Source organism: Streptomyces sp. NK15101, from assembly GCF_020400725.1.
Classification (GTDB): domain Bacteria; phylum Actinomycetota; class Actinomycetes; order Streptomycetales; family Streptomycetaceae; genus Streptomyces.
In genome coordinates this window covers 129905-151266 of sequence record NZ_JAINVG010000010.1, presented here as the reverse complement: position 1 = coordinate 151266, position 21362 = coordinate 129905, and the positions used below count along the sequence as shown (strand labels likewise).

26 protein-coding genes and 1 pseudogene are annotated in these 21362 nt (G+C 71.9%); 18 read left to right on the top strand and 9 right to left on the bottom strand.

The window, feature by feature from the left end:
- Positions 1–78 precede the first annotated feature (78 nt).
- Positions 79–789: an HU family DNA-binding protein gene (locus K7G60_RS08460; protein ID WP_225800176.1), complete on the top strand. Its 711-nt coding sequence runs from the start codon at positions 79–81 to the stop codon at positions 787–789.
- 61 nt (positions 790–850) lie between these two features.
- Here the strand turns inward: K7G60_RS08460 and K7G60_RS08455 are convergent, their stop codons facing one another.
- Entirely contained in the window at positions 851–1060 is a 210-nt protein-coding gene (locus K7G60_RS08455) for a hypothetical protein (RefSeq protein ID WP_030551092.1), read from the bottom strand.
- Positions 1061–1070: 10 nt separating this feature from the next.
- Positions 1071–1736 carry a 2-phospho-L-lactate guanylyltransferase gene (gene cofC / locus K7G60_RS08450; RefSeq protein ID WP_225800175.1) on the bottom strand — a complete coding sequence of 222 codons (666 nt, stop codon included), beginning with the start codon at positions 1734–1736 and terminating at the stop codon, positions 1071–1073.
- A 126-nt stretch (positions 1737–1862) separates the two neighbouring features.
- On the opposite strand from cofC, the gene K7G60_RS08445 reads away from it, so the two are divergent.
- The 3 genes from K7G60_RS08445 (at position 1863) to K7G60_RS08435 (ending at position 4834) form a co-directional block, all read left to right on the top strand.
- Positions 1863–2615 (top strand): 1-acyl-sn-glycerol-3-phosphate acyltransferase, encoded by a 753-nt coding sequence (locus K7G60_RS08445; protein WP_225800174.1) that lies wholly within the window; start codon positions 1863–1865, stop codon positions 2613–2615.
- Entirely contained in the window at positions 2612–3613 is a 1002-nt protein-coding gene (locus K7G60_RS08440) for an NAD(P)H-dependent glycerol-3-phosphate dehydrogenase (protein ID WP_225800173.1), read from the top strand. The genes K7G60_RS08445 and K7G60_RS08440 overlap by 4 nt, the downstream gene beginning before the upstream one ends.
- A gap of 81 nt (positions 3614–3694) precedes the next feature.
- Positions 3695–4834: a D-alanine--D-alanine ligase family protein gene (locus tag K7G60_RS08435; protein WP_225800172.1), complete on the top strand. Its 1140-nt coding sequence runs from the start codon at positions 3695–3697 to the stop codon at positions 4832–4834.
- 22 nt (positions 4835–4856) lie between these two features.
- Here K7G60_RS08435 and K7G60_RS08430 read toward each other — a convergent pair whose 3' ends face one another.
- Positions 4857–5354 carry a DUF3515 domain-containing protein gene (locus tag K7G60_RS08430; protein WP_225800171.1) on the bottom strand — a complete coding sequence of 166 codons (498 nt, stop codon included), beginning with the start codon at positions 5352–5354 and terminating at the stop codon, positions 4857–4859.
- A 20-nt stretch (positions 5355–5374) separates the two neighbouring features.
- Positions 5375–5608 (bottom strand): Lrp/AsnC family transcriptional regulator, encoded by a 234-nt coding sequence (locus K7G60_RS08425; protein WP_017947604.1) that lies wholly within the window; start codon positions 5606–5608, stop codon positions 5375–5377.
- A gap of 233 nt (positions 5609–5841) precedes the next feature.
- On the opposite strand from K7G60_RS08425, the gene K7G60_RS08420 reads away from it, so the two are divergent.
- Positions 5842–6804 (top strand): thiamine-phosphate kinase, encoded by a 963-nt coding sequence (locus K7G60_RS08420; RefSeq protein ID WP_116158650.1) that lies wholly within the window; start codon positions 5842–5844, stop codon positions 6802–6804.
- Positions 6801–7595: a bifunctional hydroxymethylpyrimidine kinase/phosphomethylpyrimidine kinase gene (gene thiD, locus K7G60_RS08415; protein ID WP_225800170.1), complete on the top strand. Its 795-nt coding sequence runs from the start codon at positions 6801–6803 to the stop codon at positions 7593–7595. The genes K7G60_RS08420 and thiD overlap by 4 nt, the downstream gene beginning before the upstream one ends.
- A 160-nt stretch (positions 7596–7755) precedes the next feature.
- Here the strand turns inward: thiD and rpmB are convergent, their stop codons facing one another.
- Positions 7756–7941: a 50S ribosomal protein L28 gene (gene rpmB, locus K7G60_RS08410; RefSeq protein WP_003957616.1), complete on the bottom strand. Its 186-nt coding sequence runs from the start codon at positions 7939–7941 to the stop codon at positions 7756–7758.
- 237 nt (positions 7942–8178) lie between these two features.
- Between rpmB and K7G60_RS08405 the strand changes: the two genes are divergently transcribed.
- The 9 genes from K7G60_RS08405 to mutM all read left to right on the top strand — a co-directional run bounded on the left by K7G60_RS08405 (position 8179) and on the right by mutM (position 17172).
- Positions 8179–9822 carry a DAK2 domain-containing protein gene (locus tag K7G60_RS08405; RefSeq protein WP_225800169.1) on the top strand — a complete coding sequence of 548 codons (1644 nt, stop codon included), beginning with the start codon at positions 8179–8181 and terminating at the stop codon, positions 9820–9822.
- A gap of 59 nt (positions 9823–9881) precedes the next feature.
- Positions 9882–12074: an ATP-dependent DNA helicase RecG gene (gene recG, locus K7G60_RS08400; RefSeq protein WP_225800168.1), complete on the top strand. Its 2193-nt coding sequence runs from the start codon at positions 9882–9884 to the stop codon at positions 12072–12074.
- Positions 12075–12135: 61 nt separating this feature from the next.
- Complete coding sequence (gene rsmD, locus K7G60_RS08395; protein ID WP_225800167.1) at positions 12136–12717, top strand: 16S rRNA (guanine(966)-N(2))-methyltransferase RsmD; 582 nt, start codon at positions 12136–12138, stop codon at positions 12715–12717.
- Positions 12718–12743: 26 nt separating this feature from the next.
- Entirely contained in the window at positions 12744–13223 is a 480-nt protein-coding gene (coaD, locus tag K7G60_RS08390) for a pantetheine-phosphate adenylyltransferase (protein WP_225800186.1), read from the top strand.
- 110 nt (positions 13224–13333) lie between these two features.
- Positions 13334–14395, top strand: a complete 1062-nt coding sequence (locus tag K7G60_RS08385; protein ID WP_225800166.1) for an ATP synthase F0 subunit B — start codon at positions 13334–13336, stop codon at positions 14393–14395.
- A gap of 138 nt (positions 14396–14533) precedes the next feature.
- On the top strand, positions 14534–15196 hold the full coding sequence (locus tag K7G60_RS08380; RefSeq protein WP_225800185.1) for a DUF177 domain-containing protein: 663 nt from the start codon (positions 14534–14536) through the stop codon (positions 15194–15196).
- Positions 15197–15198: 2 nt separating this feature from the next.
- Positions 15199–15372, top strand: coding sequence for a 50S ribosomal protein L32 (gene rpmF / locus K7G60_RS08375; protein ID WP_015036448.1), 174 nt, complete (start codon positions 15199–15201; stop codon positions 15370–15372).
- 19 nt (positions 15373–15391) lie between these two features.
- Entirely contained in the window at positions 15392–16177 is a 786-nt protein-coding gene (gene rnc, locus K7G60_RS08370) for a ribonuclease III (protein WP_225800165.1), read from the top strand.
- A gap of 134 nt (positions 16178–16311) precedes the next feature.
- Positions 16312–17172, top strand: a complete 861-nt coding sequence (gene mutM / locus K7G60_RS08365; RefSeq protein WP_225800164.1) for a bifunctional DNA-formamidopyrimidine glycosylase/DNA-(apurinic or apyrimidinic site) lyase — start codon at positions 16312–16314, stop codon at positions 17170–17172.
- Positions 17173–17176: 4 nt separating this feature from the next.
- Here the strand turns inward: mutM and K7G60_RS08360 are convergent, their stop codons facing one another.
- The gene (locus tag K7G60_RS08360) at positions 17177–17563 is read right to left on the bottom strand and encodes a helix-turn-helix domain-containing protein (protein WP_225800163.1); all 387 of its coding nucleotides are present in this window, start codon (positions 17561–17563) and stop codon (positions 17177–17179) included.
- 123 nt (positions 17564–17686) lie between these two features.
- Here K7G60_RS08360 and K7G60_RS08355 point away from each other — a divergent pair, with 123 nt between their 5' ends.
- A complete protein-coding gene (locus K7G60_RS08355; RefSeq protein ID WP_225800162.1) occupies positions 17687–18271 on the top strand; it encodes a flavodoxin family protein in 585 nt (194 codons plus the stop codon).
- A gap of 52 nt (positions 18272–18323) precedes the next feature.
- Here the strand turns inward: K7G60_RS08355 and K7G60_RS08350 are convergent.
- The 3 genes and pseudogenes from K7G60_RS08350 to K7G60_RS08340 all read right to left on the bottom strand — a co-directional run.
- Positions 18324–18464 (bottom strand): annotated as a pseudogene (locus K7G60_RS08350) (IS481 family transposase); the annotation flags it as partial.
- A gap of 77 nt (positions 18465–18541) precedes the next feature.
- On the bottom strand, positions 18542–19048 hold the full coding sequence (locus K7G60_RS08345; protein WP_225800161.1) for a DinB family protein: 507 nt from the start codon (positions 19046–19048) through the stop codon (positions 18542–18544).
- A gap of 141 nt (positions 19049–19189) precedes the next feature.
- Complete coding sequence (locus K7G60_RS08340) at positions 19190–20134, bottom strand: CAP domain-containing protein (protein ID WP_225800160.1); 945 nt, start codon at positions 20132–20134, stop codon at positions 19190–19192.
- Positions 20135–20335: 201 nt separating this feature from the next.
- Between K7G60_RS08340 and K7G60_RS08335 the strand changes: the two genes are divergently transcribed.
- Together K7G60_RS08335 and K7G60_RS08330 are read left to right on the top strand one after the other, a co-directional pair.
- Positions 20336–20617 carry an acylphosphatase gene (locus tag K7G60_RS08335; protein ID WP_225800159.1) on the top strand — a complete coding sequence of 94 codons (282 nt, stop codon included), beginning with the start codon at positions 20336–20338 and terminating at the stop codon, positions 20615–20617.
- A gap of 389 nt (positions 20618–21006) precedes the next feature.
- Positions 21007–21225: a hypothetical protein gene (locus tag K7G60_RS08330; RefSeq protein WP_030690660.1), complete on the top strand. Its 219-nt coding sequence runs from the start codon at positions 21007–21009 to the stop codon at positions 21223–21225.
- Positions 21226–21362: the final 137 nt, after the last annotated feature.

Below are 21362 nucleotides of genomic sequence, written 5' to 3'. Positions count from 1 at the left end.
GATTTGCGGTATATACATGCCTAACGTGCGAAAAAGCTTGAACACTTTCGTTCTGGCAATGTCTCCGAAGGGGAAGACGTGAACAAGGCGCAGCTCGTAGAAGCGATTGCCGACAAGATGGGCGGTCGTCAGCAGGCCGCCGAAGCCGTCGACCACGTGCTCGACGCCATCGTGCGTGCCGTGGTGGCCGGTGACCGGGTCTCGGTCACCGGTTTCGGCTCGTTCGAGAAGGTCGACCGGCCGGCCCGCTACGCCCGCAACCCGCAGACGGGTGAGCGCGTCCGGGTCAAGAAGACCTCCGTCCCGCGCTTCCGTGCAGGTCAGGGCTTCAAGGACCTGGTCAGCGGCTCGAAGAAGCTCCCCAAGGGCGGCGAGGTCTCCGTCAAGAAGGCCCCCAAGGGCAGCCTCACCGGTGGCGCCTCCGCGACCGTGAAGAAGGCCGCCGCCAAGAAGGCCACCACCGCCAAGAAGGCCGCCGCGAAGAAGGCGACCCCGGCGAAGAAGGCCACGACGGCCGCGGCGAAGAAGACCACCGCCGCCGCCAAGAAGACCACCACGGCCGCCGCCGCGAAGAAGGCGCCGGCCGCGAAGAAGACCACGACGGCCGCGGCGAAGAAGACCACCGCCGCCGCCAAGAAGACCACCACGGCCGCCACCGCCAAGAAGGCGACCAAGGCCCCCGCCAAGAAGACCGCGCCGGCCGCGAAGAAGGCCACGGCGACGAAGGCGCCCGCCAAGAAGACGACGGCGCGCAAGACGACCGCCAAGAAGACCGCCGCCAAGAAGTAGGACGCGCGGTACCGACCCGCCGGGCCGGGCTCCCCCCGGGGAGCCCGGCCCGCGGCGCGTCTCAGAAGGTCTGCAGCGTCACCAGGGTGATCCGGAGCCCCGCCCCCGACGTGCCGGGCTCGGCCTCGATCCGCACCCGCTGCCCCGGCCGCAGCAGCCGCAGCCCGCCCGCCTCGAAGGCCTCCGCCCCGAACTCCACGGGGGTGCCGTCGTCGAGCAGCACACTGCCGCTGCGGGTCTCGGGGTCGTACGTGAACGCGGTCGCCTGCATGGACCGCAGCCTATCCGGCCGCCGTCGCCCACCGGGCGGCCGTCCGCGGACCGAGCCCCAGCGCCAGCGCCGCCGCCAGATCCTCCCCGGTGTCCACGTCCCGGCGTACGGAATCCACCCCGGCGAGCCGGATTTCGGCCGCCCCCGAAGACAAATGCCGAAGCCTCGACGGACCTCCGAATGCCGGTTCCAATTCCGCCCCCGGCCCCGCCGAGAGGAATGTCGTACCTATTTCGGCGGCATCCGCGAGAAATGCCCTCGGAAAATTGCCGGCCGCGTCCAGGACCCGGGTCAGCTCCGCGGGCCGCAGCGCCGGGAGGTCGGCGTTGAGCGCCGCCACGCGCGCGTACGGCCGCCCGGAGCGCACGGCGCGGGCCCCGTGCGCGAGCGCCGCGTTGAGCCCCGCCGCCGGGGAGTCCGGCACGATCCGCGCGCCCAGCGCCGCGAGCGCCGCGCCGGCCACCGGATCGTCCGTGACGACCGCCACATCGCGCACACGTGCGCAGTTCAGCACCGCCTCCACGGTGTCCTCGGCGAACGCCAGCGCGAGCCGGGGACGCAGCCGCGCGCCCGCCGCCGCGGCCAGCCTGCTCTTCGCCAGGTAGAGGGGCTTCAGGGGGACGACCAGGGACCAGCCGTCGTCGGCGCCGGTGCGCATCGGGGGCAGCGTCTTCATCGGGGCCATTCTGTCCCGCCCACGCGGTCCGCCGGAGGTCCCGGGGCGTACGGTGTCACTCGACAGACCAGGAGCATGGGGCGACACTTGACCCCCTGCCAGCCAGTCCCGGAGAAAGGTGTCCGAGTGCCCCGCCGCAGAATCGGCTTCTGGTACCGCCTCGCGGCGGTCATCGCCAAACCCCCCCTGGTGGTTCTGTTCAAGCGGGACTGGCGCGGTATGGAGCACATTCCGGCCGACGGCGGTTTCATCACCGCGGTCAACCACAACTCCTACCTGGACCCGCTGTCCTACGCGCACTACCAGTACAACACCGGCAGGGTCCCGCGCTTCCTCGCCAAGGCCGGCCTCTTCAAGGGCGGCTTCGTCGCCACGATGCTCCGCAACACCGGCCAGATCCCCGTCTACCGCGAGACGACCAACGCGCTCGACGCCTTCCGCGCCGCCGTCGACGCCATCGAGCGCGGCGAGTGCGTCGCCTTCTACCCGGAGGGCACCCTCACCCGCGACCCCGAGATGTGGCCCATGGCCGGCAAGACCGGTGCCGCCCGCGTCGCGCTGATGACCAAGGTCCCCGTCATCCCGGTGGCCCAGTGGGGCGCCAACCTCGCGATGCCGCCGTACGCCAAGGAGAACAAGCTCCGCCTGTTCCCCCGCAAGACGCTGATCGTGCAGGCCGGACCGCCCGTCGACCTCTCCCGCTTCCACGGCCTGGAGCCGACGCCCGAGGTCCTGCGCGAGGCCACCGAGGTCATCATGGCCGCCATCACCGCCCTCCTGGAGGAGATCCGCGGCGAGAAGGCGCCCGCCGAGCCGTACGACCACCGCAAGGCCCGCCTGGAGCAGCGGCGCAAGGCCGCGGGGGAGGGCACCAAGTGACCAAGGCAGCCGTCTTCGGCAACGGATCCTGGGGCACCGCCTTCGCCATGGTGCTCGCCGACGCGGGCTGCGAGGTGAGCCTCTGGGGCCGCCGCGCCGAACTCGCCAAGGAGATCAACGCCGGCCGGGTCAACCCCGACTACCTGCCGGGCGTCGAACTCCCGCAGGGGATCACGGCCACCGCGGACCCCGCCGAGGCCGCCGCGGACGCCGACTTCACCGTCCTCGTCGTCCCCTCCCAGACCCTGCGCGGCAACCTCGCCGCCTGGCGGCCGGTGCTCGCCCCCGACACCGTCCTCGTCTCCCTCATGAAGGGCGTCGAACTCGGCACCGCCAAGCGGATGAGCGAGGTGATCACCGAGGTCGCCGACGTGCCCGCCGACCGCGTGGCCGTCCTCACCGGCCCCAACCTGGCCAAGGAGATCGCCGCCCGGCAGCCCGCCGCCGCGGTCGTCGCCTGCTCCGACGAGACGGTCGCCCAGCGGCTCCAGACCGCCTGCATGACCCCGTACTTCCGCCCGTACACCAACACCGACGTGGTGGGCTGCGAGCTCGGCGGCGCCGTCAAGAACGTCATCGGCCTCGCCGTCGGCATCGCCAACGGCATGGGCCTCGGCGACAACTCCAAGGCCACGCTCATCACCCGCGGCCTCGCCGAGACCACCCGCCTCGGCCTCGCCATGGGCGCCGACCCGCTCACCTTCTCCGGCCTCGCGGGCCTCGGCGACCTCGTCGCCACCTGCTCCTCGCCGCTCTCCCGGAACAACACCTTCGGCACCAACCTCGGCCGGGGCATGACCCTCCAGGAGACCATCGCGGCCACCAGGCAGACCGCCGAGGGCGTCAAGTCCTGCGAGTCCGTGCTCGATCTGGCCCGGCGGCACGGCGTCGACATGCCGATCACCGAGACCGTGGTCTCGATCGTCCACGACGGCAAGCCGCCCGTCGTCGCCCTCAAGGAGCTCATGTCGCGCTCGGCCAAGCCCGAGCGCCGCTGAGCCCGGCCGTGTGAGCCATCCGCGCGCGGGGAGCGCGGGGCGCTCAGCAGTTCGGGAGTCGCAAGGTACGCTCAACGCGATATGAGCGAGAACACCCAGAGCCCCCGCAAGCCGCGCGTGGCCGTCGTCTTCGGCGGCCGCAGCTCCGAGCACGCCATCTCCGTCGTCACGGCGGGCGCCGTCCTGAGCGCCATCGACCGGGAGAAGTACGACGTGCTGCCCATCGGCATCACGACGGACGGGCGCTGGGCGCTCACCGCCGACGCCCCCGAGCGGATGGCCATCACCGACCGGAAGCTGCCCAACGTCGCCGAGCTGGCCGAGTCCGAGCAGGGCGGCGTCGTCCTCCCCGTCGACCCGTCCAGCCGCGAGGTCGTCCTCACCGAGCCGGGGCAGGTCCCCAAGGCCCTCGGCGAGGTCGACGTGGTCTTCCCCATGCTCCACGGCCCGTACGGCGAGGACGGCACCCTCCAGGGCCTCCTGGAGCTCTCCGGCGTCCCCTACGTCGGCGCGGGCGTCCTCGCCTCCGCCGTCGGCCAGGACAAGGAGTACATGAAGCGCGTCTTCGTCTCCTTCGGCCTCCCCGTCGGCCCGTACGAGGTCATCCGGCCGCGCGAGTGGGAGCAGAACCCCGCCGCCGCCCGCAAGAAGATCGTCGAGTTCGCCGCCGAGCACGGCTGGCCGCTCTTCGTGAAGCCGGCCCGCGGCGGCTCCTCCATGGGCATCACCAAGGTCGACGACCTCTCCGGCCTGGACGAGGCCATCGAGGAGGCCCGGCGCCACGACCCCAAGATCCTCGTCGAGTCGCTGCTGCGCGGCCGCGAGATCGAGTGCGGCGTCCTGGAGTTCGAGGACGGCCCGCGCGCCAGCGTCCCGGCCGAGATCCCGCCGGTCACGAACCACGACTTCTACGACTTCGAGGCCAAGTACATCGACTCGGCCTCCGGCATCGTGCCCGCCCCGATCGGGGACGAGGCCACCGCCGAGGTCCAGCGCCTCGCCGTCGCCGCCTACGAGGCCGTGTCCTGCGAGGGCCTGGTCCGCGCCGACTTCTTCCTCACCGAGGACGGCGACTTCGTCATCAACGAGATCAACACCATGCCGGGCTTCACGCCCATCTCCATGTACCCGCGCATGTGGCAGGAGAGCGGCGTCGGCTACTCGGAGCTCGTCGACCGGCTCATCCAGGCCGCGCTGAACCGCTCCACGGGACTGCGCTAGCCGGCACGCGGCCGGAGCGCGGTCACGCGCACGCCGGCTTCAGGGCGCACGGGACGGTCCGCTCCACGGGTCCCGCGAGATCCGTGAGCGGGCCGGCGTCGTGCGCGTACCGCTCGTCCAAGGTCACCTCGACGTACGTCTTCCGGTACACCGAGGTGAAACGGGGCCCGTCGCCCTCGCGCTGCTCCAGCATCCAGCGCACGCCGTTCGCGGAGACTCCCTGCGCCTTCGGGTCGCTCATCTTTTCGGGCCGGGGGACCCCGCAGCGCAGTACGATCGCACCGTCACCCCACCCGGCGGTCAACTCGGAGCCGGGCTCCGGGTCACTCCGCGCAAGACCCGCCACGGTGTCGGGAAGCTCCTTCGCCAGCGCCTGGCAGAGGGCGGCCTCCTCCGCCGGCGGTCTCGGGACCACGACGGACGCCGCGGCGTCCGGCGAGGAACAGCCGGCGGCGGCCGACAGCAGGACGGCGGCCGCGATGGTGGCGGGCAGGCCGAAGGGCCGGTGGGAAGACGTCACCGGCCAAGCGTAGACGGGGGCTACAGATGAACGACCGGGCAGGTGAGGGTGCGCGTGATGCCGTCCACTTGCTGGACCTTGGCGACCACCATGCGGCCCAGTTCGTCGACGGTGTCCGCCTGCGCGCGCACGATCACGTCGTACGGTCCTGTGACGTCTTCGGCCTGGATGACCCCCGGGATCTTGGAGATGGTGTCGGCGACGGTCGACGCCTTGCCCACCTCGGTCTGGATGAGGATGTACGCCTGAACCACGGAACCTCCAGGGCGACCACGAGGATCTTGTGGGAGAAAGGGACGCCACGGTACCGCGTCGCCGCGGGCCACGGGGAGACCCGCGCGTCCGGAGGCGCTCGGGGTGTGGCGTACGCAGGACAGAAGTTGACGGTCTACTTGACGGTACCCAGCACGGTGACGGCCCGCGACCCGCGGCGCGCACGGACGCGCCCCCGCCCGCCGGCCGGCACGAAGACACGAGGTGAGACGCGGTGAAGGGCACAGTCGGAGAGCTGGGAGAGTTCGGGCTCATCAGGGAGCTCACGTCCCGGCTCACCTCCACCCCGGCGGTACGGATCGGGCCCGGCGACGACGCCGCGGTCGTCTCCGCCCCCGACCGGCGGGTGGTGGCCAGCACGGACATCCTGCTCGAGGGGCGTCACTTCCGCCGCGACTGGTCGACGGCCTACGACGTCGGCCGCAAGGCCGCCGCGCAGAACCTGGCCGACATCGCCGCCATGGGCGCGGTCCCCACCGCGCTCCTCCTCGGCCTCGTCGTCCCCGCCGAACTCCCCGTCACCTGGCCCACGGAACTCATGGACGGGCTGCGCGACGAATGTCAGGTCGCGGGCGCGGCGGTGGTCGGCGGCGACGTCGTCCGCGGCGACACGATCATGGTCTCCATCACCGCGCTCGGCGACCTCCGCAACCACGACCCGGTGACCCGCGGCGGCGCCCAGCCCGGCGACGTCGTCGCCTACACCGGCTGGCTCGGCTGGTCCGCCGCCGGATACGCGGTCCTCTCCCGCGGCTTCCGCTCCCCGCGCGCCTTCGTCGAGGCCCACCGCAGGCCCGAGCCGCCGTACCACGCGGGCCCGGCCGCCGCCGGGCTCGGCGCCACCGCCATGTGCGACGTCAGCGACGGCCTCATCGCCGACCTCGGCCACATCGCCGAGGCCAGCAAGGTCCGCATCGACCTGCGCTCGGGACTCATCGACATCCCCACCCAGATGAACGACATCGGCCAGGCCGTCGGCGTCGACCCCATGCAGTGGGTGCTCACCGGGGGAGAGGACCACGCCATCGTGGCCACCTTCCCGCCGGACGTGAAGCTCCCCGCCCGCTGGAAGGTCATCGGCGAGGTCCTCCACCCCTCGGCGCTGCCCCAGGTCACCGTCGACGGCGCGCCCTGGCACAGCGTGGGCGGTTGGGACCACTTCGGAGAGACGGAGTGAATCCCCCGCTCGTGCTGACCGTCGCCGGATCCGACTCCGGCGGCGGCGCCGGCATCCAGGCCGACCTGAAGACGATGCTCGCGCTCGGCGTCCACGGCATGAGCGTCCTCACCGCCGTCACCGCCCAGAACTCGCGGGGCGTCCAGGGCGTCTGGGAGCTCCCCACGGAGGCCGTGCGCGCCCAGTACCGGGCCGTCGTCGACGACATCGGCGTCCAGGCCGTGAAGACAGGCATGCTCGCCTCCGCCGCCCTCGTGGAGACCGTCGCCGAACTCCTCGCGGACACCGGCGCTCCCGTCGTCGTCGACCCGGTCGGCGTCTCCAAGCACGGCGACCCGCTGCTCGCGGAGACCGCGCTCGACTCCGTACGCCGGCGGCTGCTGCCCCGGGCGACCGTCGCCACCCCCAACCTGGACGAGGTGACACAGCTCACCGGCGTCCGGGTCGGCCACGAGGACGACATGCGGACCGCCGCCCAGGCGGTGCTGTCGTACGGGCCGCGCTGGGTCCTGATCAAGGGCGGCCACCTGCCCACCGGTCGGGAGGCCGTGGACCTGCTCACGGACGGCACCGAGGAGCACTGGCTGCGCGCCCCGCGCCACGACAACCGGCACACCCACGGGACGGGCTGCACGCTCGCCTCGGCGGTCGCCTCCGGGCTCGCCAAGGGCCTGGCGGTGCCGGAGGCGGTGCGGCAGGCGAAGGAGTACGTGACGGGGGCCATCGCCGCGGGGTTCGCCCTGGGCTCGGGCATCGGACCGGTCGACCACGGCTGGCGGTTCCGCGCCTAGGGCCTGTCGGACAGGCCCTGGCGGCCCCTGCCGGTCTCCGGGCATGTACCGGTCTCCGGGCCCGGCAAAAGGCCGCCGGGCATGGCAAAAGGCCGGTTCACCGAGGTGAACCGGCCTTTCAAGGCAACCGCAGGGGCTGCGCTACGACGGAACGTCGCAATTAGCGCGAGACCTTGCCGGCCTTGATGCACGAGGTGCAGACGTTGAGCCGCTTCGGCGTCCGACCGACCACGGCACGCACGCGCTGGATGTTCGGGTTCCAGCGACGGGACGTACGGCGGTGCGAGTGCGAAATGTTGTTGCCGAAGCCCGGCCCCTTGCCGCAGACGTCGCAGTTGGCAGCCACGGGTCACTCCAAAGACTTCAGATTTACAGTGAAATCCGGCGCACCGGAATCAGGAGTCTGAAGTGGCTTGCCGGGGAACGGCCCGGTTTGAACCGGGCAACCGAAGCAGCATACAACGCCTGCCTCGGTGGAACGAAACTACCACGGTCTCCGCAGACCTCGCCCCGGGCCCAGGTCACGAGCGGGCCACCCCCGGTCTACCCTGCGGTGAGCTCACCGCCGAAGGAGGACCCCCCGTTGTCGCGAGCCCTTCAGCCTGACGAGGAGCTCGTCGAGCTCGACGCCGAAGCGGTCCGGACCTGGTGCGCACGGGCCCTCGACGCCCTCGGACGGGAGCGCGAGGAGATCGACGCGATCAACGTCTACCCGGTCGCGGACGGGGACACCGGCACCAACCTGTACCTCACCGCCGAGGCCGCCCGGCAGGCCGTCGAAGCCGTCTTCGCCGCCACCGAGCCCGACACCGCCGAGACCGTACGGGCCATGGCGCACGGCGCCCTCCTCGGTGCCCGGGGCAACTCCGGCACCATCCTCGCCCAGCTCCTGCGCGGCATGGCCGCCGTCCTCGTCGAAGGACGTGACGGTGATCACCTCGCCCGCGCCCTGGCCGAGGCGGCCGCCGCCGCCCGGCAGGCCGTCGCCCACCCCGTGGAGGGCACCGTCCTCACCGTGGCCGCCGCGGCCGCGGCCGGCTGCGCGGACGGCGGCACGCTCCTGGAGGTGGCCACCCGGGCCCACGAGAGGGCCAGGACCGCCCTGGAGGCGACCCCCGGCCAGCTGGCCGTCCTCGGCAGGGCCGGGGTCGTGGACGCCGGCGGCCGCGGTCTGGTCGCCGTCCTCGGAGCGCTCGTCGAGACCGTGGGCGGCCGGACGCCGGACCCCGCGGAGACCGCGGCGAGCGGGGCGCGGGCCCCCGGGGACGTACGGGCCGTGCCGGCCGCCTCCGCCCCGGCCTGCGAGGGCGAGGCCGGACCCGCCTACGAGGTGATCTACCTCCTGGAGGCCGAGGACGCCGCCGTGGACCTGCTGCGGGCCCGGCTCGACGCCCTCGGCGACTCCCTCGTCGTCGGCGGCGGCGACGGGCTGTGGAACGTCCACGTCCACGTCGACGACGCGGGCGCCGCCGTCGAGGCCGGCGTCGAGGCCGGCCGCCCCCACCGCATCCGCATCACCCACTTCGCGGCCGAGACGGCGGCCGCCACCGCGCGCGGGGAACGCGCCCAGCGCGCGGTCGTCGCCGTCGTCCCCGGCGAGGGCCTCGCCGGACTCTGCGCCGAGGCCGGCGCGACCACCGTCCGCAGCAGGCCCGGCGAACCGCCCGCCGGCGACGAACTCCTGGAGGCGATCCGGCGGGCGCACGCGCGCGAGGTCGTCCTCCTGCCCAACGACACCGAACTGCGCCAGACCGCGGCCGCCGCCGCCGAGCGCGCCAGGGCCGAGGGCATCCGCGTCGCCCTCATCCCGACCCGGGCCGCCGTCCAGGGCATCGCCGCCCTCGCCGTCCACGAACCCGACCGGCGCTTCGACGAGGACGTCGTCGCCATGACGGCCGCCGCCGGAGCCACCCGCTACGCCGAACTCGCCGTTGCCGAACGCCGGTCCTTCACCTCGGCCGGCGTCTGCCAGGCCGGCGACGTGCTCGGCCTCATCGAGGGCGACGTCGCCGTCATCGGCAAGGACCTGACCGAGACCGCCCGCACCGTCCTGGACCGCATGCTCTCGGCCGGCGGCGAACTCGTCACCCTCGTCGTCGCCGACGACACCCCGCCCGGACTCGCCCCCGAGCTGGAGGGCCACGTCCGGCGCGGCTACCTGGCCGTCGACACCACCACGTACCACGCGGGCGCGGGAGCGCCGCCGCTGCTCATCGGAGTGGAATAGGCCCCGATCCCGGCGGTCGTCCACGGGCTTCGGCACGACTGTCGGTCCCGTGGTCTTCAATGGAGGACGTGCCCGCGCTCGACGAACCACTCAAGAAGGCCCTCGGTCCCGCCACCGCCAAGGTCATGGCCGAGGCGCTCGACCTGCACACGGTCGGGGACCTGCTCCACCACTACCCCCGCCGGTACGCCGAGCGCGGGGAGCTGACCACCCTCTCCGACCTGCCGCTCGACGAGCACGTCACGGTGGTCGCGCGGGTCGCCGACGCCCGGGTGCTGACCTTCAACGGCTCCAAGGGGCGCGGTCAGCGCCTCGAAGTGACCATCACCGACGGAAGCGGCCGCCTCCAGCTGGTCTTCTTCGGCAAGGGCGTCCACAAGCCGCACCACGACCTGCTCCCCGGCACCCGCGCGATGTTCGCCGGCAAGGTCTCGCTCTTCAACCGGCGCCTCCAGCTCGCCCACCCCTCCTACGAGTTGCTCCGCGGCGGCGACGACGAGGCCGTGGACACCTGGGCGGGGGCGCTCATCCCGATCTACCCGGCCACCACCAAGCTGGAGTCCTGGAAGATCGCCAAGGCCGTCGACGCCGTCCTGCCCGGCGCGGGCGACGCCGTCGACCCGCTGCCGCCCGCCCTGCGCGAGGGCCGCGGCCTCGTCGAGCTGCCCGACGCCCTGCGGATGATCCACCGGCCCCGTACCAAGGCGGACATCGCCGACGCCCGCGCGCGGCTCAAGTGGGACGAGGCCTTCGTCCTCCAGGTCGCCCTCGCCCGCCGCCGGCACGCCGACACCCAACTGCCCGCCGTCGCCCGGCGGCCGGTCGCCGACGGCATCCTCGACGCCTTCGACGCCAAGCTGCCCTTCACCCTCACCGACGGCCAGACGAAGGTCTCCCGGGAGATCTTCGACGACCTCGCCACCGAGCACCCCATGCACCGCCTCCTGCAGGGCGAGGTCGGATCGGGCAAGACCATGGTCGCGCTGCGCGCCATGCTCGCCGTCGTCGACTCCGGCGGACAGGCCGCGATGCTCGCCCCCACCGAGGTCCTCGCCCAGCAGCACCACCGCTCCGTCGTCGAGATGATGGGCGAGCTCGCCGAAGGCGGGATGCTCGGCGGCGCCGAGCGCGCCACCAAGGTCGTCCTGCTCACCGGCTCCATGGGCACCGCCGCCCGCCGCCAGGCCCTGCTCGACCTGGTCACCGGCGAGGCCGGCATCGTCATCGGCACGCACGCGCTGATCGAGGACAAGGTCCGGTTCCACGACCTCGGCCTGGTCGTCGTCGACGAGCAGCACCGCTTCGGCGTCGAGCAGCGCGACGCCCTGCGCGGCAAGGGAAAGCAGCCCCCGCACCTCCTCGTCATGACCGCGACGCCCATCCCGCGCACGGTCGCCATGACCGTCTTCGGCGACCTGGAGACCTCCGTCCTCGACCAGCTGCCCGCCGGCCGCTCGCCGATCGCCAGCCACGTCGTCCCCGCCGCCGACAAGCCGCACTTCCTCGCGCGCGCGTGGGAGCGGGTCCGCGAGGAGGTGGGGAACGGGCACCAGGCGTACGTGGTCTGTCCCCGCATCGGCGACGAGGAGGACCAGAAGAAGAAGTCCAAGGCGTCCCCCGAGGACGAGGCCGAGAAGCGTCCGCCGCTCGCCGTCCTCGACGTCGCCGAGAAGCTCCGCACCGGCCCCCTCGCGGGCCTGCGGATCGCCGTCCTGCACGGCCGCATGCACCCGGACGACAAGGACGACGTCATGCGCCGCTTCGCCGCCGGCGAGCTCGACGTCCTCGTCGCCACCACGGTCATCGAGGTCGGCGTCAACGTGCCCAACGCCACCGTCATGGTGATCATGGACGCCGACCGCTTCGGCGTCTCGCAGCTCCACCAGCTCCGCGGCCGCGTCGGCCGCGGCTCCGCCCCCGGCCTGTGCCTGCTCGTCAGCGAGATGCCCGAGGCGAGCCCCGCCCGGCAGCGGCTGAACGCCGTCGCCACCACCCTCGACGGCTTCGAGCTCTCCCGCATCGACCTCGAACAGCGGCGCGAGGGCGACGTCCTCGGCCAGGCCCAGTCCGGCGTCCGCTCCTCCCTCCGGGTGCTCGCCGTCATCGACGACGAGGAGGTCATCGCCGCCGCCCGCGAGGAGGCCACCTCCCTCGTCCTCGCCGATCCCGACCTCGACGCCCACCCGGGCCTGCGCACCGCGCTCGACGCCCTCCTCAGCGAGGAGCGGGAGGAGTACCTGGAGAAGGGTTGAGCGCCGTGCCGCGGCCATATCCTGAGACGTACGCATTCGACGACGCAGGACGAGGACACCGATGACCCGCGTGATCGCCGGCAGCGCCGGCGGACGGCGCCTGGCCGTGCCCCCCGGCAACGGCACCCGCCCCACCTCCGACCGGGCGCGGGAAGGCCTTTTCTCCACCTGGGAGGCGTTCCAGGGCCTGGCCGGCGCCAGGGTCGCCGACCTGTACGCGGGCTCCGGCGCCGTCGGTCTGGAGGCGCTCTCCCGGGGCGCGGCCCACGCCCTCCTGGTCGAGGCCGACCCCCGCGCCGCGAAGACGATCCGGGACAACGTCCGGTCGATCGGCCTGCCCGGCGCCGAACTCCGCACCGGCAAGGCCGAGCAGATCGTCACGGGACCGGCCCCGGCCGACCCGTACGACCTGGTCTTCCTCGACCCGCCCTATGCCGTCGGGGACGACGAGCTCCGCGAGATTCTCCTCACACTGCGCTCGGGGGGCTGGCTGAGCGAGGATGCCCTCGTCACCGTGGAGCGCAGCACCCGAGGCGGGGAGTTCGGCTGGCCCGAGGGCTTCGAACCCCTGCGGTCCCGTCGCTACGGCGAGGGAACGTTTTGGTACGGTCGCGCCGCCTCTACGTGCGAAGACGCACGATGACCGGACCGGAGAGCGAGGGACCCAAGTTGCGCCGCGCCGTCTGTCCGGGGTCATTCGACCCCATCACCAACGGACACCTCGACATCATCGCCCGCGCCTCCAAGCTGTACGACGTCGTGCACGTGGCCGTGATGATCAACCAGTCGAAGAAGGGCCTCTTCACGGTCGACGAGCGGATAGAGCTGATCCGCGAGGTCACCGCCGACTTCGGCAACGTCGAGGTGGAGTCCTTCCACGGCCTCCTCGTCGACTTCTGCAAGCAGCGCGACATCCCCGCGATCGTCAAGGGTCTGCGCGCCGTCAGCGACTTCGACTACGAGCTGCAGATGGCCCAGATGAACAACGGCCTCTCGGGCGTGGAGACCCTGTTCGTCCCCACCAACCCGACGTACAGCTTCCTCTCCTCCTCCCTGGTCAAGGAAGTGGCCGCCTGGGGCGGGGACGTCTCCCACCTGGTCCCGCCGACGGTCCTCCCGCGGCTGACCGAGCGGCTCGCCCGGAAGTGACGCGCGGCCACCGCCGCTGACGCTCCGTCACCTGGTGTCGGACGGGCGCCGACTGCCCTTACAGTCGTCCCGTCCGTCTCCATCCAGCTGTAGAGAGTGGCGAGCACCAGGTGGACGTGCAGAAGAAGCTCGACGAGATCGTCGCGACCGTGCAGGGCGCCCGCTCCATGCCCATGTCGGCATCCTGCGTGGTCAACCGCGCCGAGCTGCTCGCCTTGCTCGAAGAGGTGCGCCAGGCCCTGCCCGGCTCCCTGGCCCAGGCCCAGGAGCTGATCGGCGGCCGCGAGCAGATGGTCGAGCAGGCCCGCCAGGAGGCCGAGCGGATCATCGAGGCCGCCCACGCCGAGCGGGGCTCGATCGTCTCCGACACCCAGGTCGCCCGCGAGTCGCAGGAGGAGGCCGACCGGATCCTCGCCGAGGCCCGCCGCGAGGCCGAGGAGGTGCGGGCCGAGGCCGACGACTACGTGGACTCCAAGCTCGCCAACTTCGAGGTCGTCCTCAACAAGACCATCGGCGCCGTCGACCGCGGGCGCGAGAAGCTCCTCGGTCGCGGACCCGGCCTCGACCGGGACGGCTACGCCGACGCGGACGCCCCCGAGTACAGCGCCGACCCGGGGACCCTCATCCAGCGGGCCGACGAGTACGTGGACGCGAAGCTGGGCGCCTTCGAGGCCGTCCTCAGCAAGACCCTGGAGGCCGTCGGCCGGGGCCGGCAGAAGCTGCACGGCCGGATCGCCACGGACGCCCTCGGCGAGCACATGGCCGCGCAGGACGGTCTCGGCGGCGCGGTCCACACCAGCGACGCGGACTACCTCGCCGGGCTCGCGGAGCTCTCCGACCCCGAGCCGGCGCAGACCCCGCAGATCCCCGCGCAGCAGCCCGACCCGTACGGCTACCCGCAGCAGCCCCGGCAGGACCCGGCCTACGCGGGCTCCGGCTCAGCCGGAGCGGCCTACGCCACGCAGTACGAGGCGCAGGACGCCTACGGCTACCAGCAGCAGGACCCCTACGCGTACCAGGGGCAGTACGGCTACGAGCAGCAGCAGTACGACCCCCGGGCCCAGGGCCAGCCCCACCAGCCGCAGCAGGCCGCCGCGCTCGACGAGACCAGCTTCTTCGACACGAGCATGATCGACCTGGAGCAGCTGCGCCGGTACGAACAGGGGCAGTGAGGGGCGAGGAGCCCGGATTGGGCCCTGGGCGAAGCGTCCAGTATCCTGGCTGTTCGGTCGCGCTATGTCCGCGATCTCCGCTGCCCACGTCCGGCAGCCTCCTCCACGCCGCAGAACGATCCGAAAGCAGGAAGAGCCCTGAGCACGCGCCTCGACCACCGCAACCCCCTCGTGTTCGACACGCACGAGCTGGGGCGGCGTCCTGGTGCCCTGCAGCGGCTCTCGCGTTCGGTCGAGGCGCCCGGTGGCAACGCCGCGTTCGGCGTCGAAGGAGTGATCGGAGTGCCCGAGGGCTCTCCGGTGGAAATCGATCTCCGTCTTGAGTCGGTCATGGAAGGGGTGCTTGTCACAGGCACCGCCCGTGCATCGGCCGAGGGGGAGTGCGTAAGGTGTCTGGAGCCCGTCGAGCTGGATCTCGACGTGGACTTCCAGGAGATGTTCTCGTACCCCGACTCCGACGACCGGGGCCGCTCCAAGGCGGCCGCGGACGGCGAAGCCGAGGACGACGAGGACATGATCCCCCTCGAGGACGGCATGTTCGACCTCGAACCCGTGCTGCGTGATGCGGTGGTGCTCGCACTGCCGATGCAGCCGGTGTGCCGGGAGGACTGTGCGGGTCTGTGTTCCGAGTGCGGAACCAACCTGAACGAGAACCCGGACCACCACCATGAAGCCGTCGACATCCGTTGGGCGGCACTGCAGGGACTCGCCGGTTCGCTGGGAACCGATGAGAAGGACAACATGAGCGGCAAAGCCTCTGACGGGGACGTCCGAAGCGCCGCCGAGAAGCAGGAGAAGTAGCCGTGGCTGTTCCGAAGCGGAAGATGTCGCGCAGCAACACGCGCCACCGCCGGTCGCAGTGGAAGGCTGCGGTCCCCACCCTGGTTTCGTGTGAGCGTTGCCAGGAGCCGAAGCTGCAGCACATCGCGTGCCCGAGCTGCGGCACCTACAACAAGCGCCAGGTCCTCTCGGTCTGAGTGGCTGGTGAGAGGCACGATGTCTGAGAGCATCAGCGCAGCCTCGTCCCACACGCTTCTGGAAGGGCGGCTCGGGTATCAGCTCGAGTCCGCCCTTCTGGTGCGTGCGCTGACCCACCGCTCGTACGCGTACGAGAACGGCGGTCTGCCCACCAACGAGCGCCTCGAGTTCCTCGGGGACTCCGTGCTCGGCCTGGTGGTCACGGACACGCTGTACCGCACCCACCCCGACCTGCCGGAAGGCCAGCTGGCCAAACTGCGGGCCGCGGTGGTCAACTCGCGTGCGCTGGCGGAGGTCGGCCGCGGCCTCGAACTCGGCTCCTTCATCCGGCTCGGCCGGGGCGAAGAGGGCACGGGCGGCCGGGACAAGGCGTCCATCCTCGCCGACACCCTCGAAGCGGTGATCGGCGCGGTCTATCTCGACCAGGGCCTCGAAGCGGCGTCCGAGCTGGTGCACCGGCTCTTCGACCCGCTGATCGAGAAGTCCTCGAACCTCGGTGCCGGCCTGGACTGGAAGACCAGCCTCCAGGAGCTCACCGCGGCCGAGGGCCTGGGCGTCCCGGAGTACCTCGTCTCCGAAGAGGGTCCGGACCACGAGAAGACCTTTACTGCTGCCGCCCGCGTCGGTGGTGTCTCGTACGGCACCGGCACCGGCCGCAGCAAGAAGGAAGCGGAACAGCAGGCGGCGGAGTCCGCGTGGCGCGCGATCCGCGCGGCCGCGGACGAGCGCCTGGCGGCGGCGAAGGCCGCGGCGGACGCCGGCACGATTGGCGAGCAGGACGGGGCCACCCCGGCCACCGCCTGACCGCGACCCCGCGCTCCCGCGTTCCTTCGGCGAAATCTTCCCGCCCGCCCCCGCCAGGGGCGGGCGGAGCCGTTTCCGGGTGACCGCCGGGCGGTAGGGTTGAGCCGCTGTCGAAGACGTCCCGGAGGAGTCCCGTGCCCGAGCTGCCCGAGGTCGAGGTCGTACGGCGCGGTCTGGAGCGCTGGGTCGCCGGACGGACCGTGGCCGAGGTCGAGGTGCTGCACCCCAGGGCCGTGCGGCGCCATCCGGCGGGCGGCGAGGACTTCGCGGCCCGGCTGAAGGGGCAGCGCTTCGAAGGGGCGCGGCGGCGCGGGAAGTACCTCTGGCTGCCGCTGGCGGAGACCGGGACCTCCGTCCTGGGGCACCTCGGCATGAGCGGTCAGCTGCTCGTGCAGCCGGAGGACGCCCCGGACGAGAAGCACCTGCGCATCCGGGTCCGCTTCGACGACTCCCTCGGCACCGAGCTCCGCTTCGTCGACCAGCGCACCTTCGGCGGCCTCTCGCTCCACGACCAGACCCCCGACGGGCTCCCGGACGTCATCGCGCACATCGCCCGCGACCCGCTGGACCCGGCGTTCGACGAGGCCGCCTTCCAGGGCGCGCTGCGGCTGCGCCGTACGACGATCAAGCGGGCCCTGCTCGACCAGTCGCTGATCAGCGGCGTCGGGAACATCTACGCCGACGAGGCGCTCTGGCGGTCGAAGCTGCACTACGACCGGCCGACCGCCACCCTGACCCGGCCGCGCTCGGCCGAGCTCCTCGGGCACGTCAGGGACGTCATGAACGCGGCCCTGGAGGTCGGCGGCACCAGCTTCGACAGCCTGTACGTGAACGTCAACGGCGAGTCCGGCTACTTCGACCGCTCGCTCGACGCCTACGGACGCGAGGACCAGCCCTGTCGCCGCTGCGGTACGCCGATGCGGCGACGCGCCTGGATGAACCGGTCCAGCTACTTCTGCCCGCGCTGCCAGCGCCCGCCGCGCACCACCCTCTGAGCCGTCAGGCGGTGACGCTCCCGGCGCGTTCCGCGTCGTAACTCTCGCGGGCGGTCAGGACCTGGTCCATCCGTCCCTCCACCAGCTCGATCAGGCCGATCAGCCGCTCCGCGACCTCGCGGCCGAGCGGGGTGAGCCGGTAGTCGACCCGCGGCGGGTTCGTGGGCTGGGCCTCGCGGTGGACGAGGCCGTCGCGCTCCAGGGCGTGCAGGGTCTGCGACAGCATCTTCTCGCTCACGCCGTCGACCCGGCGCCGCAGCTCGTTGAAGCGGAACGTCCCTTCGTGCAGGGCGCCGAGGGTCAGGCTGCCCCAGCGGCCCGTCACGTGCTCCAACGTGCCGCGCGAGGGACAGGCGCGCGCGAAGACGTCGTAGGCGAGGTCGTCAGTCATGCCTCCACCGTACTCCGCCACAGCGCTTACCGTCATGAGGACGCTAACTTCTGGCTTGCGCTATCTAAAAGTTAGTGCTCTACTTCTGGTCATCACCCCGTACGTCTCTTCGAGGAGCCTTCTGTGACCACCCCCGTCGTCTCCATCGCCTACCACTCCGGCTACGGCCACACCGCGGTCCTGGCCGAAGCCGTCCGTGACGGCGCCGCCGACGCGGGCGCCACCGTCCACCTGATCAAGGTCGACGAGATCACCGACGCCCAGTGGGAGCTGCTCGACGCCTCCGACGCGATCGTCTTCGGCTCCCCGACCTACATGGGCACCGCCTCCGGCGCCTTCCACCAGTTCGCCGAGGCCACCTCGAAGCGCTGGTTCACCGACGCCTGGCTGGACAAGCTCGCCGCCGGCTTCACCAACTCCGGCTCCAAGAGCGGCGACAAGCTGCACACCCTGCAGTTCTTCCAGACCCTCGCCGGCCAGCACGGCATGACCTGGGTCAACCTCGGCCTGAAGCCCGGCTGGAACACCAGCGAGGCCTCCGAGAACGACCTCAACCGCCTCGGCTTCTTCGCCGGCGCCGGCGCCCAGACCCCCAACGACCTCGGCCCGGAGGGCGTCCACAAGGCCGACGTCGCCACCGCCGAGCACCTCGGCCGCCGCGTGGCGCAGACGGCCCGCACCTTCGCGGCGGGCAAGGCCGCGGTCTGACACTCCCGCGCCCGTACGCGAAAGGGCCCCGTCACCTCGTGGTGACGGGGCCCTCGCACGACCCGGCGACGCCGAGCTGCCGGTAGCGGGCGGCGGTGATGTGGCTGACCTGGAAACGCTCGGCTGCCCGGCGCGGCGGCCGGCCGTCCTCGACGACGCGGCGGGCCGGGCGAAGACGCCCGGTCTGGGTCAGCGGGGCATTACGGTGAGGCCCTCACCCGTTCAAGAGCCCAGCACGACGCGTGTCGCCGACGTCCCCGGACAGCGCGCCTAGTCGCCGGTCGTGCCGTCGAGCATCTCGCGCAGGATGTCCAGGTGGCCGTTGTGGCGGGCCGTCTCCTCGGTGAGGTGGAGGAGGATCCAGCGCAGGTCGACGTGGAGGCCGTTGCGGACGGTTCGCCGGGCCCGCTCGTCCAGGCCGCTCCCGGCGACCAGTTCGCGGTAGCGGGCGCTCTGTTCGGCGTACTCGTCGAGCAACTGGGTGAGCGGGAAGTCGACGGCGATCCGCATCTCGCGGTCGGGGTCCTCCTCGGTCCAGGGGCCCCGGTCCTCCTCGCCGAGGAAGACCACCTGGAACCAGTGGTACTCGACCCAGCGGAGGTGGTTGATCACTCCGCTCATGGTCATCAGGGGCGAGCCCGGCAGGAGCGCCTTGCGCGCGTTCTCCGGGGAGACGCCGTCGCATTTGGCGCGGGCGGTGTCACGGGCGTAGTCGAGGAACGTGGTGAGCTGGGTGCGCTCGTCCCACGCGGGCGGCGTGTCGTCGATTCTGGTCATCGAGCGAAGCGTCCCCGACCGCCGCGACCGATGTCGAGGCAATTACCGACGGACCCGTCCCGCCCCCCTGGCCGTCCCAGGTGTCGATCGCGGCCCCGGGACGGCCCACACGCGTGCGTGGAGGTCTGACCCGCGGGAGTCTCAGTACCCGAAGTCCTGGGTCCACCAAGGGCCGCCGTCGCCGAAGACGACGCCTACGCCCATGGTGGTGAAGTCGCAGTTCAGGATGTTGGCGCGGTGGCCGTCGCTGTTCATCCAGGACGTCATCACCGCCGCCGCGTCCACCTGGCCGCGGGCGATGTTCTCGCCGCCCATGCCCGAGATGCCCGCCTGCTCCGCCCGGGCCCACGGGGTGTCGCCGTCCGGGTCCGTGTGGTCGAAGAAGCCGCGGGTCGCCATGTCCGCGCTGAAGGCGCCGGCCAGCGCCGCGAGCCGCGCGTCCGCGCGCACCGGCGTGCAGCCCACTTTGGCGCGCTCGGCGTTGACCAGGCGGAAGACCTCGGCCTCGGCGGCCTCGCCCCGGTCGGCGGTGGAGGTGACCGGGGGCTTCTCCGCCGGCGCCGCCGTCGTCGGGTCCGGCTTCGGCGCGGGCGCCTTCGTCGTGGGCGCGGCCGAGGTCCTCGGTGCCACCGGCTTCGTGGTGGGGGCCTTCGTCTTCGGCGGCGTCTTCGAAGGGGTCTTCGAGGGCGTCGGCGTCGGCTTCGGGGTGGCCTTCGGGCTCGGCTTCGTGGACGGGGTCGCCGAGGGGGAGGCGGGGGCGCTGTTCTTCCCCGTGCCCGCGCCGGTCACCGCACCGCCCGAGCCCCCGGCCGGGCTCTGCGTGGAGCCGCCCTGCGTCGTCAGCTCCGGGGTCTGCCGGGACTGGACCTGGTGCTCGCTCGTACGGGCGCTGCCGACGGTGAACACGTCCCCGCCGGGGAGCAGGCCCGAGGCGACGGCGACGGCGCCGACCGCGACGGCCGCGGAGGCACCGAGCAGACCGGTGCGCACGGGGCGTCGCCGACGGGCACCCTGGTGCGGGCGGCCCGAACCGGCCGCGTAGTCTTCTGCGGCGGGTGCGGCGCCGGAGCGACGGTGGCGTCCCATCTGCTCTGCCTTCCTCTTGCTGGTCTCGCTGTCTTCGCTGGTTCTTCGCCGGGCTTTGCTGATCTTTGCTGCCGGTACCGTTCCGGAGGGACAGTCGAACGGCGCGCCCCCGAACGGGTGAGGTGTGTTCGGTCGGGACTGTACGCGATGGAAAGCGGGGGCGATGTGCTCATCTGGGAATCCGCCCGTTAGCGTGCAGTCATGAGCGACGACGTACGGATGACCGCCTGGGTGCGCGGCCGGGTACAGGGAGTGGGCTTCCGTTGGTTCACCAGGGCAAATGCCCTGGAGATCGGCGGCCTGGTGGGCTTCGCCCTGAACCTCGACGACGGCCGGGTGCAGGTGGTGGCCGAGGGGTCGCGTGAGAATTGCCACCGTCTGCTCGACTGGCTCCGCTCCGACGACACACCCGGACGTGTGGACGGCGTCACTGAGATCTGGGACACCCCGCGCGGCGGTTACGACGGCTTCGCCATCCGCTGACGACCACGCTCCGACACCCTGCCCGGTGACCCAGAGCGGTGCCGGGTGGACGTGCGGTAACAGGGGCGTGACCAGCGAAGCACCTGATGGTTGCCATCTGGCGCCGGTCGTGCGAGGCTGCCCCGTAAGGATGATCGCGACGCCCCCGAGGCACCGAGTTCGAAGGCCCCGCCGCCCCCTGAGCGGCCGTGGACTCCTCGGTAGCCCTTCAAACGGGGCGTGATCGTGTTGACCGTCAAACTTTTTGGTGAGACTCTGGAAGCCCCGCGCACCTTAGCTGTTTGGCAGTGGAACCGGCACGACAAGCAGTACTGCCGAGCACCGCGGGTGCGAATCCCTCACGACCCACACCGCTTCGGTCGGTCACTCATTGTGGAGGACCATCCATCATGGCAAAGGCGCTTCTCGGTTACGTCGGCGGCTCCGACCCGCGACTCCTCGCCGAGATGCGACGGCTCCAGCAGCGCGTCCAGGACCTCGAATCCGAGCTGGTACGGATCCAGTCCGAGAACGACACGCTCGCCGCTGCCGCCGCTCAGCACCAGGGAGAGTCGCTGCTGAACAGCATCGATCTCGACGTACCCCAGGCAGAGCCTGCGCTCACCTGACAACCCAGCCCCCAGGGGCCAGGTGGAAAGCATTCTCGTCGGCGCAGCCGGACACCCAGCTGATCGTGCGGATCGACGCACGTGCATGACGGCTGGACATGCAAGGGACGCTTCGGCGTCCCTTCTTTCTTTCACCC